The sequence below is a fragment of the Flavobacterium covae genome (genome assembly GCF_001534645.1).
Classification (GTDB): Bacteria; Bacteroidota; Bacteroidia; order Flavobacteriales; family Flavobacteriaceae; genus Flavobacterium; species Flavobacterium covae.
Window position 1 is genome coordinate 636,450 of the sequence record NZ_CP013992.1, and the last position, 15,051, is coordinate 651,500.

Annotated in this window: 15 protein-coding genes; 9 read left to right on the forward strand and 6 right to left on the reverse strand. The window is 29.5% G+C overall.

The features are described 5' to 3' along the window. Positions 1–17: 17 nt before the first annotated feature. Positions 18–545 carry a KdsC family phosphatase gene (locus tag AWN65_RS02700; protein WP_060381755.1) on the reverse strand — a complete coding sequence of 176 codons (528 nt, stop codon included), beginning with the start codon at positions 543–545 and terminating at the stop codon, positions 18–20. Beyond that, on the reverse strand, positions 538–1,290 hold the full coding sequence (locus AWN65_RS02705) for a Rossmann-like and DUF2520 domain-containing protein (protein WP_060381756.1): 753 nt from the start codon (positions 1,288–1,290) through the stop codon (positions 538–540). The genes AWN65_RS02700 and AWN65_RS02705 overlap by 8 nt, the downstream gene beginning before the upstream one ends. Positions 1,291–1,453: 163 nt before the next feature. Here AWN65_RS02705 and AWN65_RS02710 point away from each other — a divergent pair, with 163 nt between their 5' ends. From AWN65_RS02710 to AWN65_RS02725, 4 genes are all read left to right on the forward strand, one after another. Next, entirely contained in the window at positions 1,454–1,897 is a 444-nt protein-coding gene (locus AWN65_RS02710) for a hypothetical protein (RefSeq protein WP_060381757.1), read from the forward strand. Positions 1,898–2,047: 150 nt separating this feature from the next. After that, positions 2,048–5,179, forward strand: coding sequence for a cytochrome c biogenesis protein (gene ccsA / locus AWN65_RS02715; protein ID WP_060381758.1), 3,132 nt, complete (start codon positions 2,048–2,050; stop codon positions 5,177–5,179). Positions 5,180–5,198: 19 nt separating this feature from the next. Continuing rightward, a complete protein-coding gene (locus tag AWN65_RS02720) occupies positions 5,199–5,732 on the forward strand; it encodes a glutathione peroxidase (protein ID WP_060383802.1) in 534 nt (177 codons plus the stop codon). A 214-nt stretch (positions 5,733–5,946) separates the two neighbouring features. Then, a complete protein-coding gene (locus AWN65_RS02725; RefSeq protein WP_060381759.1) occupies positions 5,947–6,561 on the forward strand; it encodes a glutathione peroxidase in 615 nt (204 codons plus the stop codon). A gap of 19 nt (positions 6,562–6,580) precedes the next feature. On the opposite strand, the gene AWN65_RS02730 is transcribed toward AWN65_RS02725, so the two are convergent. The 4 genes from AWN65_RS02730 to AWN65_RS02745 form a co-directional block, all read right to left on the reverse strand. Further along, complete coding sequence (locus AWN65_RS02730) at positions 6,581–7,645, reverse strand: serine hydrolase domain-containing protein (protein WP_235588339.1); 1,065 nt, start codon at positions 7,643–7,645, stop codon at positions 6,581–6,583. Between the two features lie 62 nt (positions 7,646–7,707). After that, positions 7,708–8,352 carry a MarR family winged helix-turn-helix transcriptional regulator gene (locus AWN65_RS02735; protein ID WP_060381761.1) on the reverse strand — a complete coding sequence of 215 codons (645 nt, stop codon included), beginning with the start codon at positions 8,350–8,352 and terminating at the stop codon, positions 7,708–7,710. Between the two features lie 5 nt (positions 8,353–8,357). Continuing rightward, complete coding sequence (locus tag AWN65_RS02740) at positions 8,358–9,056, reverse strand: SDR family NAD(P)-dependent oxidoreductase (protein ID WP_060381762.1); 699 nt, start codon at positions 9,054–9,056, stop codon at positions 8,358–8,360. A gap of 244 nt (positions 9,057–9,300) precedes the next feature. Beyond that, the gene (locus tag AWN65_RS02745) at positions 9,301–10,722 is read right to left on the reverse strand and encodes an SDR family oxidoreductase (RefSeq protein WP_060381763.1); all 1,422 of its coding nucleotides are present in this window, start codon (positions 10,720–10,722) and stop codon (positions 9,301–9,303) included. 277 nt (positions 10,723–10,999) lie between these two features. On the opposite strand from AWN65_RS02745, the gene AWN65_RS02750 reads away from it, so the two are divergent. From AWN65_RS02750 to AWN65_RS02770, 5 genes are read left to right on the forward strand one after another with little or no spacing between them, the layout of a single operon-like run. Next, positions 11,000–12,457, forward strand: coding sequence for a phytoene desaturase family protein (locus AWN65_RS02750; protein WP_060381764.1), 1,458 nt, complete (start codon positions 11,000–11,002; stop codon positions 12,455–12,457). Positions 12,458–12,475: 18 nt separating this feature from the next. Further along, positions 12,476–13,324, forward strand: a complete 849-nt coding sequence (locus tag AWN65_RS02755; RefSeq protein ID WP_060381765.1) for a phytoene/squalene synthase family protein — start codon at positions 12,476–12,478, stop codon at positions 13,322–13,324. Positions 13,325–13,356: 32 nt separating this feature from the next. Further along, the gene (locus AWN65_RS02760) at positions 13,357–13,830 is read left to right on the forward strand and encodes a sterol desaturase family protein (RefSeq protein ID WP_174647494.1); all 474 of its coding nucleotides are present in this window, start codon (positions 13,357–13,359) and stop codon (positions 13,828–13,830) included. A 4-nt stretch (positions 13,831–13,834) separates the two neighbouring features. Further along, positions 13,835–14,563: a lycopene cyclase domain-containing protein gene (locus AWN65_RS02765; protein ID WP_060381766.1), complete on the forward strand. Its 729-nt coding sequence runs from the start codon at positions 13,835–13,837 to the stop codon at positions 14,561–14,563. Further along, a complete protein-coding gene (locus tag AWN65_RS02770; RefSeq protein WP_060381767.1) occupies positions 14,560–15,042 on the forward strand; it encodes an SRPBCC family protein in 483 nt (160 codons plus the stop codon). The genes AWN65_RS02765 and AWN65_RS02770 overlap by 4 nt, the downstream gene beginning before the upstream one ends. The last annotated feature ends 9 nt before the right edge of the window (positions 15,043–15,051 follow it).

The following is a 15,051-nucleotide window of genomic DNA, read 5'->3' on the forward strand; positions in this document are numbered from 1 at the left end:
AATTTTATTTTGAATGTTTAAAAAAACTTTCCATCAAAATAAGTATTCCATTTTTCTTGGACTTTCATAACTTGTTCAATGACATCTCTAACGGCTCCTTTACCTCCGTTTATGTGTGAAATATATTTGGCAATCATTTTTATTTCAGGACTTGCATCTTGAGGACAAGTAGGAAGACCTACTAATTGCATGACATGATAATCAGGAATATCATCGCCCATATATAATACGTTTTGGGGTTGGATATTATAAATGTCGCAATATTCTTTAAAAGTTTCTACTTTGTTAGTTGATCCAAGGTAAATATCTGTTATGCCTAAGTTTCGTAATCGGATTCGTACGCCTTCATTACTGCCTCCAGAAATAATACACACATTATAGCCACTTTCTATGGCTGCTTTCATGGCAAAACCGTCGCGTATGTTCATTTCTCGAAGCATTTCGCCTGTAGGAGTAATATGTACGGTTCCATTGGTTAAAACACCGTCTATATCCAATACAAATGTATTGATTTCGTTCATTATTTCTTTATAACTTTTATACATTGTCTATAATCGATTTTGTTAATAATTTATAAATTTCTTTATGAGTATCATTTTGTAAAAAATGAAGGTGTTCATTAATTGTAATGGAGTCTTTTCTCTTTGCTGGACCAGTTTGTGCATCTTTTGGGTTAAGTTGTTTTATTTTATTAGCTGTTTCTTTTATGAGAGGATAAAGGATTTCAAAAGGGACTTTATGTTCCATACAAATTTCATGTCCAATTTGGTATAAATGATTTACAAAATTACAAACAAAAACGGCTGATACGTGTAATGATTTTCGCTGATCTGAGTTAATTTTAAATGTGTGATTACTAATGGATTGTGAAATTTTTTCTAATAAAAAATAATCTTGATCAGATTCTGCTTCAATACAAATAGGAATTTCTTGAAAGTTAAGGGGTTTGTTTTTAGAAAAGGTTTGTAGTGGATAAAAAACACCTTTTCTTGCGGTTTTAGGAAGTATTTGAATGTTTAGAGTTCCTGATGTATGTACAATTAATTTGTTTTGAAAAGGTATTTTTTCTGCCAAAGAGTGTACTGCGGTGTCACTAACTGATAGAATATATATATCTGCTTCTTTTAATTCTTCTAAAGTATGAACTATATTTTCTTTTTTAAAATTAGGTATTTCAGTTGTAGTGTTTCGTGTATATACTTGTGTTATTTTTATCTCTTCTGTTAGTAGAAAAGCATTTATAAGATGAGAGGCTACATTTCCTGAGCCTAAAATTACCACTGTTGTCATGAAGCGAAATTACTAAAAAAGAAATTTCGTCCAAAATTTTACCTTAGAATGCTTGGGGGCTAAGAAAAAATAATGAAAAAGTGAATATATTTTTTATTAAATCGACAAACGAAAAGAAAAAAGTTTTATTTTGCGGATATTCAATTTCTAAAAATAATATTTTATGAGAAAATTATTAAGCTTATCCCTATTCTTTATTTGTTCTTATTCTGGTTTTAGTCAGATAAAAGTAATCCCTACGACTCCTTTAGAGCGTTTAGGAAGGGTAGGGAACAATAGTATATATGTGCATAAAGAAGGAAATATTTATACCTTTTTTTATAAAGATATAGAAAATCCAGAAGAATCACCTATACGTAATTTTTCTTTTAAAAATTTAGAGAATGATTATGAAAACTTTTTTAAAATCATAATAGACGGTTTTAGTGCTTCTCCAATGTATGATATAAAATTAGAACTACCAAACGATTTTATTTGGTTACATTACACAAAGTCAACAGCTAAAACAACAGTACAGTTTATGACTACTAATAAAGCTACAGCTACCACAGGTATTTCGGAAGCAATGACGTTAGATGAGGTTAAAAAATTATTTGAGAAATCTTAATATATTTTATAGAGCATTTGTATAACGAGATCTTACTTGTAGGGTCTCGTTTTTTTATTGATAAAAAAATCTTAAAAAAGAGCAAGATAAAAGTATTAAAGAAACAAAATAAGTATTTTTGTGCAGCTTAAAAATTTGAATTTCCCAATCATGGATAAAAAGATCTATTCCTTTCTGTTTTCAACCCGATTGATGGCTCTCTTATTTCTAGTTTTCGCGGCGGCTATGGCGGCTGGAACTTTTATAGAAGATGCCTATAATACAGATACCGCACGTATTATTATTTACAATGCTTGGTGGTTTGAGGTGATAATCGTGTTTTTTATTATTAATTTCTTAGGAAATATAAAACGATATCAATTGTATAAAAAAGAAAAATGGGCTACCCTGATGCTTCATCTTTCTTTTTTATTCATAATATTAGGTGCTTTTATTACCCGTTATATTAGTTATGAAGGAATAATGCCCATTAGAGAAGGTGCTACTGAAAATCAATTTTATTCAGATCGTACTTATTTGACTTATTTTGTAGATGGTATGCGCCAAAATGAATTTAAAAGAAGAATTTTTGAAAAACCTCTATTATTGTCAGCCACTGTTAATAATCACTTTATGGATGAGGAACAATTTGATGAAATTCCATTTAAAGTAGAGCTAGTAGATTTTATAATGGGAGCTAAAGAAATTGTAAAAGAAGATCCAAAAGGTAAATTGTATCTTAAGATGGTAGAAGCAGGAGGAGGACAGCGTCATGAACATTATCTAAAAGAAGGAGAAGTAGCCAGTATACATAATATTTTGTTCTCACTCAATCAATATACAAAAGGAGCTGTTAATATTACAATTAATGGTCAAGAATCTACAATAGAATCACCTTTTGATGGTAATTTTATGAGAATGGCAGATCAGTTAAAAGGAGTTGTTGTAAAAAACAATAAATCCACATTAATGTATCGTTCTTTATATAACGTGGGAGGCGCGCAATTTGTGTTTCCTGAAACAGCAATAAAAGGAGTAAAAGATTATCAGTCTAATGGAAACTATAAAGATAAAGAAAGCAATGACGCTTTGGTACTTAAAATAACAAATGAAGGAAAAGAAAAAAGAATAATTCTATTAGGTCAAAAAGGGAGTCCTGGTGAACCAGTTGCTTTTAAACAAGGAGGTTTAGAATATACCTTTCAGTATGGTAGTAAAATTTATGAATTACCATTTAAAGTTCGTTTGAACAAATTTATAGCCGCTAAATATCCAGGTACCGAAAAAAGCTATTCCGCTTTTGAGAGTCAAGTAAGTATATTAGACGACAAACCATTTGATGCACGTATTTATATGAACCATATTTTAGATTATAGAGGATACCGTTTTTTTCAATCAGGATTTGATCCTGATGAAAAAGGAACAAAATTATCTGTAAATCATGATTTTTGGGGGACTTGGATGACTTATCTAGGTTATACTTTATTATATATAGGATTAATAGCGATATTGTTTTTCGGAGATACTCGTTTTAATGATCTTAAAAGAAAATTAGAAAAAGTACGTAATAAGAAAACTAATATGTTAACTATTGTTATTTTATTTTTTGCATTTTCTTTAAATGCCCAAAAAAAACATGCACACGCAATTCCTACAGAACAACAGATTGATTCAATACTAAATCGTTATAAAGTACCTGAAGAGCAAGCAGCCAAATTCGGTCGTTTAGTAATTCAGGACGAAGGAGGGCGTATGAAGCCAATCAATACTTTTTCATCCGAATTATTGCGTAAAGTCAGTAAAAAAGATACTTATAAAGAAATGAACTCTGACCAAGTTTTTTTGTCTATGACACAATTTCCACAAGTTTGGTATGAAATTCCTATCATTTTTATGCAAAAAGATAATGATAGTATTCATAAACTATTAGGTATTGAAAAGAAAGCTAAATATGCTAAACTAATTGATTTTTTTGATGAAAGAGGGAATTATAAATTATCCCAACAATTGGATAAAGCTTATAAAGCAATAGTGCCTAATCAATTTGAAAAAGATTTTATAGACGCAGATAAAAAAGTAAACTTATTATATTCGGCTATTTCAGGACAAATTTTAAAGATATTTCCAGTACCAGCTGATAAAAATAATAAATGGGTTAGTTTTTTAGAAATTAGCCATTCTACTGGAACTTCACTAGACACAATTAAAAATGTTTTGCCTTTTTATTTGAATTCATTGGATAAAGCAACAGCTTCTAAGGACTATAAATTAGCCAATAGTTTAGTGATAGGATTAGAAAAGTATCAAAAAAAATACGGATCAGCTGTAAGACCTTCGGATAAAAAAATTGATGCAGAAATATTATATAATAAATATGATGTGTTTAAAAAATTGTATTCTTGGTATATGTTAGCAGGACTGTTAATGTTTGTTTTTGTTATTGTGCAAATATTTAATAAGGCAAAATGGGTTCGTCTTTCTGTTAAAATTTTTCATGTACTTTTAGGAGTGTTTTTTCTGATCCACACTTTAGGTCTTGTTGCTAGATGGTATATTTCAGGACATGCTCCTTGGAGTAACGCGTATGAATCTATGATTTATGTAGGATGGTCTATTATGTTATTTGGGTTGTTTTTTGGAAGAAAGTCTAATTTAACAGTGGCTTCAACAGCTTTTGTGGCTTCTATGATTTTATGGGTGGCACATCAGAGCTGGTTAGATCCTCAGATAGCAAATCTTCAACCCGTATTAAATTCGTATTGGTTAATGATTCACGTAGCAGTAATTGTAGGAAGCTATGGTCCCTTTGCTTTAGGTGCCATTTTAGGATTGGTAGCTATGTTCTTAATGTTATTTACTAATAAAAAGAATCAGAAAGTAATGGATTTAAATATTAAAGAAATTACTTATATCAATGAAATGGCATTAACAATAGGTCTAGTTATGTTAACAATAGGTAACTTTTTAGGAGGTCAGTGGGCTAATGAGAGTTGGGGACGTTATTGGGGCTGGGATCCCAAAGAAACATGGGCCTTAATTAGTATTATGGTTTATGGCTTTGTTATTCACATGCGTTTTGTGCCTGCTTTAAGAGGAAAGTTTGTTTATAATTTTTTCAGCGTTTTAGCTTTTGCTTCTGTATTAATGACCTATTTTGGGGTTAATTTTCATTTAAGCGGACTCCATTCCTATGCAACTGGAGAGCGTCAAAATGTAGAAATTTATATTAAAATTCTGACTGGATTTTTATTGTTTTCAATAATAGTATATTATAAAATTTTAAAATTTAAAAAAAATGAATAGAATTATTGCAACTTTATGTATGCTTTTTTGTGCGATAACATGGGCACAAAAAAGTAAATCAAATACTGAAATTGAGAATACCATTTATCAATTTAAAGTAAAAGATATAAACGGAGAAATGTTTGATTTTGCTAAATTAAAAGGCAAAAAGATCATGATTGTTAATACCGCATCAGAATGTGGTTTAACACCTCAGTATGTTCAATTAGAAGAATTATACAAAACTTTTAAAGAACATAATTTTGTTATTGTAGGGTTTCCCGCTAATAATTTTGGAGCGCAAGAACCAGGTAGTAATGAACAGATTGCTACTTTTTGTAAGAAAAATTATGGAGTTTCTTTTCCTATGATGGAAAAAATATCTGTAAAAGGAAGTGATATACACACTCTTTATTCATTTTTAACCGAAAAAAAGAAAAATGGGGTGTTAGATAGTGAAGTAAAATGGAATTTTCAGAAATATTTGATAGATGAAAAAGGAAAACTAGTTAAGGTGGTAGCCCCTCAAACTTTACCAAATGCTGAAGAAGTGATTAATTGGGTGAAATCATAATATAGATGCTATCGTAAAAAATATTGAAACCTTAGTTTTTTTTCAAAAAGAAGATAAAATTTATTACGTATTCTAAGGATCTTTCATTCAAAAAAGATAGAATGATTATAATCTTTTACTATTTACACTTGTTTTTATTAAAAAGATAAGCATAGTCTTAACTTTTTTTTTAAATTCGCTATATCCACAAACAGCAAATTAAAATAAGACCAAAATGAAAAGAGGAGTTTTATTGTTAATGTCTATACTTGTATTTTCATGTAAAAATCAAGAAGAGACGTTAAAAAATGATGATTCAAGTAAAGAAGCTAAGAGTTTACAAGAAATTGTTATTGAAAAAAATTTAGAAGGACAGACTATTTATCAATATCAAGTTGTAGATATAAATGGAAAAATTTTTGATTTTTCAAAATTAAGAGGTAAAAAGGTTATAGTTGTTAATACTGCTACTGACTGCGGTTTTACGGATCAGTTAGAGTCCTTACAAAAAATGTATACTAAATACAAAAGAAGAGGATTAGAAATTGTTGCGTTCCCATCTAATGATTTTGGAGATTCTGAACCTTTGGAAAATGAAGAAATCAATGCTTTTTGTAAGACAAAATATGGTGTAACATTTCCGATAATGAGAAAAGTTAGCTTAAAGGGAAGTAATAGACATCCTGTGTATCAATTTTTGATGAGTAAAAATAAAAACGGTTTAAAAGATAACGTACTCCATTGGAATTTTCAAAAATATTTAATTAATGAAAGCGGTCATGTAGATCAGGTTTTAGGACCTCATGTAGCACCAGATAATCCAGCTGTTTTAGAGTGGATTAAATCATAAAAAATAAATGCGTTATTTCTTAATTGATTAACGCATTTATCTTTTGCCATAGGGTGTTATCAAAATCAGACAAAGCAAAATTAGGATTTTTAGGATTACTAGGTTCTCCCATTCTTATGATAACCATCTTTTTGCTAGGAATTACATATATTCTTTGATCAGAAGCTCCCATGGCAGCATACATATCAGAAGGAGCATTTGGGATTAATGTGCCAGTAAATACATTTTGTGAGTTAGGTAGCATAAAAGAAGTTTTACCATTTAACCACCAAAAATAGCCATAAGCTTGATTTATATTTTGAGAACTTGAAGTACTCTCATTAAAAAAGGTTTCATTTATTATTTGTTCATTATTCCACTTCCCTTTATTGAGAGCTAATAGACCAAAGCGAGCCATACTTCGGGTAGTGCTATAATAAATTCTATAAATAGGTCCCAAATACCAAGAACCATCCATTCCAATTTTATTTTTTAGTTTCAAATTATAATAATCCTCAAAAGAAGAGTTACTAGCATTTGCTATCACATCCATTTGTTTTTGAAAAATGTTATGATAAGCCCATCTATTACCTGCATCTGATTTATAGATAAGATCAGAAGGACTTGTTTTTTCTCCTTGTTCGTCATCAATACCTGAAGTCATCGTTAGGAGGTGTTTACACGTAATTAAATTTTCTTTTTCAATAGGAGTAATAGTCCATCCTATTCCTAAGTATTTAGAAACTTTATCGTTTATATTTAATATTCCTTCTTGTTGTGCAATTCCTGTAAGAGTAGAGATTAGGGTTTTTCCTGCGCTATTCCATTGCCATATTTGAGATACTGAATGACCATTTAAATATTCTTCTACCACAATACGACCGTTAACTAAAATCATAAATGATTTAGTATTCGTTTCTTTTAAATATATTTTTAATGTTTCAAAAGCAGCAGAATTCCAGTTAAGATCACTCTTGTTTTTAGTTTCCCAAGTACCTAAAGAGTTAGGAGGAAAATACATTTCTTCTGTTGTAGTGTTATTTTCAAAGGTTTTCTCGGATTGACAACTGATTATTCCTAAGAAAATAAATAATAACTTAGTCATTAGAATATTTTTTTTCATAAACTATTTTAGATTTTTATAAGTAATGAAACAAAAACAAGATTTTAGATCAATTCATTAATTTGATCAATACTAGAATCTTTATGGTTATGATATACATTAAAATGAAATTCATTTAGTTTTTTGAGTAATGAAAGTAAATTCTTTTTTTCTTCCTCATCTAATTTTGCTGAAAGTATTCTTGCTATTTGAGTTACATCTTCTACGGATTCGTTGAAAAAAGATTTTCCTTTTTGAGTGACTCGTAATCGTGTAATACGTTTGTCTTTTTCGTCAGGAAATTCTTCTAATAAAAGATTTTTTACGAGGCGTTTTATTATTTCAATACCAGTTTGTTTTTCGTGGGCATTTCGTTCAATTAACTGCATTTTTGTCAAGGATTCTTCATCTATGATGCGATACAAATAAGTAAATTCCTCGTTTGCTAATTGAGGGAAATCTTTTAATCCTCTACGAATCATTTGTTTGGAAAAACGACCTAATAAAATGACTTGTTTAGCAATTTCGTTTTCAATATCAAATACCGTCTTTTTTTTCTTTTTGAACAAAGCTGTAGGATTAGTGTTTTGATAAGCTTTTTCGTTCATCCATAGCCTAAAGTCATCAATACTAACATTTGTTTTGATAGGTATTTCTTGTTCAAATTCTTTGACCTGTAGTAATAGTTGTATGAAAAAATCAGTATTCATGTTAATTACAGTTTTATATTACTCATTCCGCCGTCTATGCTAATAATTTGTCCTGTTATCCAAGAGGAGAAATCGGAGAGCAAAAATACGATCATTTTTGCAATATCATTAGGATCGCCAATGTTCTGTAATGGATGTCTTTTTGCAGCGGCTTCTATTTTTTCAGGAGTAGATAGTAATGAAGCGGATAGTTTTGTTGTAGTTAATGATGGAGCTATTGCATTAATGCGGATATTATGTTGAGCAAATTCAGCGGCTAAACTCCGAACCAATCCTTCAATTGCACTTTTACTAGTTGCAATAGAAGCATGAAAAGGCATGCCTATTTTTGCTGCTACACTACTAAAAAGGACTATACTGGCAGAATTGGATTTTTTTAAACGAGGTAATAATTGTTGAATTATTTTAACAGCACCTAATACATTTATTTCAAAATCTGCTCTAAAATCTTCTTCTATAAAACGATGAAAAGGTTTTAAATTAATGCTTCCTGGAGCATAAATAATTCCATCAATAATTTCCGGAAATACAATATCATCTAATTGATCAGTTATGATGTTTTTTTTATAAAACTGAATGTCTAAAGAATCAAATTCTGTAGTATATGTTTTTGAAATACCTATGACATGATTGGTATTATGTAATGCTTTTAAGGTAGCAAGTCCTATACCACTTCCACAACCTATAACAACTATATTTTTCATTTTTTTAATGTTTATAAAATGAATACTTATAATTCTTTTGTAATCAAAAGTTTAACGAAACAACGATTACTAAAACTAGATTACACATTAGTAATTTATGACACATAAAAATGACTTTTAATTAAAAAAAGAAGTTCTTTTTTGTTTTCAATGTGATTCATCTACATTTGTGCAAAAAAAAAAGGTATTGTTATTTTCTTTTTCATCAAAAAGGCCAACGTATAATCTGGGGTAAAAATTCATCCTAGTCTTTTTTAATTAAATGGTCAATCATCCCATTAAATACAAAAACATGAAACGGAGAGACAGCATACCAATAAATTCGACCAAGAACTCCTTTAGGTCTAAAAACAGCTCGTTGATACAATTTGTTTTTCTTGATAGAAAATTCCAACCAAGCTTCGCCAGGTAATTTCATTTCTGCGAATAATAATAAACGTTTTTGTTGTTTATCAGCTAAAATAACTCGCCAAAAATCCAGAGAATCACCTGATTGAATTTCATTTTGATGTGTTCTGCCACGACGCAATCCTACTCCTCCAAAAAATTTATCTACAATACCTCTTAATTCCCACATCCAGTTAAAAGCGTACCATCCGTTTTTTCCTCCTATAGACCAAATTTTTTCTAATGTTAATTTTTCATCAATTATATTTCTTACTCGTAAATCTTTAAAACAACCATAGGAAGGAACTTGTATATAATCATGTAATTGATTCTGAAAAAAACCACTACTCATAGCATCTTTCCAACTAGAAATAACAGCATTTTGCTCTATTTTTTGAAAGGCTAAAGCAACGGATTCTTCATAAGGAATAGGACTAATGTTTAACAACTCATTTATAGTACTTGGTTTTCCTATGACTTCAACCTTTAAACTATCAACTAAAGCTTTAGCTAAATTAAATGAAATAGAAGTAACAAAATACAGCCAATAAGAAGATAACTTTGGGGTCAAGACGGGTAGGGTAAAAATAGATCGTTTTAAGTTTCTAACAGCTCCAAATTTTAACAACATCTGTTTGTAAGTAAGTATTTCTGGACCAAAAATATCAAATGACTTATTATATGTTGCTTTTACTAAAATAGTTTTGGTGAGATAACTTAAAACATCTCTTATTGCTATAGATTGGGTTTTTGTATTGAGCCATTTAGGAGTTATCATAAGAGGCAATTTCTCTACAATATCACGTATAATTTCAAAAGAAGCACTGCCACTTCCGACGATGATGCCTGCTCTAAAAGTTGTTAGAGCATATTTTTCTGATTGTAAGGTTTTTTCAACACACAATCTAGATTGTAAATGTTTTGATAAAGTATTATTGTTTACAATGCCACTTAAATATACGACCTGTACACAATTTGTTTTTTCAATTAATATTTTAAAGTTTTCAGCACAAATTTTTTCCATTTTTTCAAAATCTCCTCCTGAGGCAGACATAGAATGAATTAAATAGTAAGCAACATCAATATCCTGTGGTAACTGAATTGTTTCAATATTTAAAAAATCTATTTTTATAAAAGTAATGTTAGGATGGTTTTCATAGATATAAGGAGTTCGGTTAAAATCGCGAATGCAGCATACCAATCTATGATTTGCTTCTAGCAACAAGGGAATTAAACGTTGTGCTATATATCCTGTAGTCCCTGTAATTAATATCTTCATCTGTAAACATTTTAAAAGTTATTGGTTTTCTTTGAGATAAACTAATACTAAATGTCCTTTTTTGAATTAGTAAAGTGTTTTTTTTATCATTAAAAAACTAAATAATAACTACTTGTTAATTGTGTAAAAAAATATTCTTAAATAAGAAAAATTACTGTATCTTTATGTAAATAGCTGTATTCTAGTTTAATAACTTATTAGGTTAATTCAAATTTAGTAAAATATTTTTCTATTTACAATAAAATAGTATAGATTTGTACTAATTAAATTTTTCAAAATGAAAAAAGCAGTTATCATAGGTTCAGGATTTTCATCGTTAACAGCAGCCTGTTATATGGCAAAGGCGGGCTATAGTGTACAAGTTGTTGAAAAAAATGAACAGCTAGGAGGGAGAGCTTCCATGATGGAAATTGACGGTTTTAAATTTGATATGGGACCCAGTTGGTACTGGATGCCCGATGTGTTTGAACGTTTTTTTGCTGATTTTGGAAAAAAAGTAGAAGATTATTACTCGCTAGAAAAATTAACCCCCGCTTACCGAGTGTTTTTTGGTGAAAATGACTCTATAGATATTGATGATAACCTTGAAAAAATTGTAGACACATTTGAAAATATAGAGCAAGGAAGTGGAAAAATATTAAAACAATTTATAAAAGAAGCACATCATAATTATCAAATAGCTATTCACGACCTAGTATACAATCCAGGAAGATCAATAACGGAATTAATTTCAATACAAACAGCTAAAAGATTACATTTATTTACCACAACCATAGCAAAGCAAGTACGAAGTAGAATAAAAAATACTAAGCTGCGCAGTATTTTAGAATTTCCTGTTTTATTTTTAGGTGCTAAGCCTAGCAAGACTCCTGCTTTTTATAACTTTATGAACTATGCCGATTTTGGTTTAGGAACCTGGTACCCTAAAGGAGGTTTTAATGCTGTAGCATTAGGTATAGTACAGTTAGCTAAAGAACTGGGTGTTGTTTTTCATATAAATGAAGAAGTTCTATCTATTGAAAATATAAAACATAAAATAACTAAAATAGGTACCACAAATAAAGAGTTTGAAGCAGATGTATTTATTTCAGGTGCAGATTATGCTCATACCGAAAATTTATTAAATAGAAATAGAAATTACCCCCCTAATTATTGGTCAAATAAAACATTTGCCCCAAGTTCTTTTTTGTACTATGTGGCATTTAATAAAAAAGTAAAACATTTGTTACACCATAATTTATTTTTTGATACCGATTTTGAACAACATGCAACAGAAATTTACGATACTTTTGAATACCCTAAAAAACCTTTATTCTATGCTAATTTTTCAAGTATAACAGATGATGCCTTGGCTCCAGAAGGAAAAGAAATTGGGTTTTTCTTAATACCCGTAGCAGTGGATCTAAATGATAACCCAACCATACATGAAAAATATTTTGATATCATTTTAGAAAGAATCAAAAAATGCACCGGAGAAGATTTAAAGGAAGCGATAATCTTTAAAAAATCTTTTGGAGTAAATGATTTTAAACAACGCTATCATTCTTGTAAAGGCAATGCCTATGGACTGGCTAATACGCTACTACAAACCTCTGTTTTACGCCCCCGTATAAATAATAAAAAACTCAAAAATTTTTTTTATACAGGCCAACTTACCGTTCCAGGACCAGGAGTACCTCCCGCCTTAATTTCGGGTAAAGTAGTAACTGATTATATTCTAAAAAAACAATTATAAACTTCTAAACTTTAGACTATGAATAACGAGCAACTTTTTGATCATATTTCAGGGCTTACTTCAAAAATGGTAACCCAAAAATATAGCACTTCTTTTTCATGGGCATCTAAATTGTTTAAACCTGAAATAAGACAGCATATTTATAACATTTACGGATTTGTTCGTTTTGCTGATGAAATTGTAGATACCTTTCATCAATACGATAAAGCTAAATTAATGATGCTTTTTGAAAACGAATACCGAGCCTCTATTGAAAATGGTATTTCGCTTAATCCTATTATTAATTCGTTTTGTAAAACCCAGCGCGAAAAGAATATTCCACAACATTTAGTAGATTCTTTCTTGCATTCTATGAAAATGGATTTAGGAGAAATACAAAATCTAAACGATCAAAAATACAACGAATATATTTACGGAAGTGCAGAAGTAGTAGGATTAATGTGTTTAAAAGTGTTTTTAAATGGAAATGTTCTGGAATATGAACAATTAAAACCTTATGCACAAAGTTTAGGAGCTGCTTTTCAAAAAATTAATTTTTTAAGAGATATTAGTGCTGATTTTAACGATTTAGGGCGAACTTATTTTCCTCAGGTTAATTTTAAATGTTTTTCTACGTATGAAAAAATAAATATAGAAAATGACATTGAAAATGATTTTCAAAATGCTTTAATAGGAATAAAACGATTGCCTATTTCTTCTAAAATAGCCGTTTATATGGCTTATAAATATTACTTAAGCCTATTTAAAAAAATTAAGCAGTGTAAACCCGAAGTTTTAATTACCCAAAGAATTAGAGTTTCTAATATTAGAAAAGTTTACCTTTTTGGCGAAATGATGGTATTTAAAAATTTAAATTTAATTAAATAAAATCCCTTACAATAACAAACATAAAAAAAATTATGCAAATGATTTATTACACACTTATTACGCTACTTGTTTTTATAGCAATGGAAGGTATTACTTGGCTTACACATAAATACATTATGCACGGTTTAGGCTGGTATTTTCATGAAGACCACCATCAACCAGGATATCCTCATGTTTTCGAAAAAAATGATTTCTTTTTTATAGTATTTGCCACCCCAAGCATTTTATTATTCTTTTTTGGAGCAAACAACGGGATAAATGCACTTTTTTTTATAGGATTAGGCATCTTTTTTTATGGATTAGCCTATTTCTTAATACATGACATTCTTATTCACAGAAGATTCAAATGGTTTGAAAATACAAATAATTGGTATTTACGAGGACTAAGAAAAGCTCATAAAGTACATCACAAACACCTAGGTAAAACAGATGGCGAATGTTTCGGAATGTTATTTGTACCCATAAAATATTTTAAAGAAGCTAGAAAATCGAATACAAAATATTAAAATCTTGGAAAAATACTACTACCTCATATTAGATATAACCAGTTTTGCCATTCCCTTTCTATTTAGTTTTGAGAAGAAATGGATCCACTTTATTCGTTTTTGGAAACCTTATTTTCTATCCATTATTGTTGTAGGGTTATTTTTTATTATTTGGGATATTTATTTTGCCTATCAAGAAATTTGGGGTTTTAATAACACCTACTTAATGGGTATTCGCTTTTTAAAATTACCCATAGAAGAATGGTTGTTTTTTTTGCTAATACCCTATGCTAGTAACTTTATACATTATTCCATGTGTTATTTTTTTCCTTACATTAAATTGACTAAAAAAGCAACCCAAAACATAAGTGTTAGTCTGTTCATTATTAGCGTATTATTACTTTTTTTTAATTTAGAAAAAAAATACACCGCTTCAAGTTTAGGTCTTTTTGCATTAATTATGTTCTTACAAAGCATATATCAATGGTGTTATGCTCGTCAGTTTTATATAAGTTTTGTTATTATTTACATTCCTTTTTTTTTAGTTAATTCAGCACTTACAGGAATGTTTACCTCGCAAGCTGTTGTGTATTACAACAATACCGAAAACTTAAATATTCAAATAGGAACCATGCCTTTAGAAGACAATTTTTATTGTTTTACAATGCTTTATAGTAGCATACTCCTGTTTGAATATCTTAGAGAAAAATGGAACTATACTACTCAATTATCCTATAAAAATTTAAAAAGATGAATATTAGCATAAAAAAACAATCAGGTATTTATACCCTAACTTCTAAGCAAATACTACCTATTAGTTTAGATGAAGCATGGCATTTTTTTACTTTGCCCAAAAATCTTGATAAAATTACACCTAAGGATATGGATTTTCGTATTACTAATAACCCCAGTAATACTACCTATGCAGGGCAAATTATTACCTACAAAATAGGTGTTTTTCCTTTTTTTAAAAATAATTGGATAACCGAAATTACACATTTAGAGAACCAAAAAATTTTTGTAGATGAACAACGTTTTGGTCCCTATACTATGTGGCATCATGAACATCATTTTGAAGAAACACCACAAGGAAACGTATTAATGACCGATATTGTTAATTTTAAACTACCACTAGGGCTTCTAGGTAATTTAATGGCAGGATGGTGGGTGTCTAATAAAGTGCGTTATATTTTTCAGAGTCGATACCGTATTTTAGCTAACATGTTTCAATAATTAATTAAA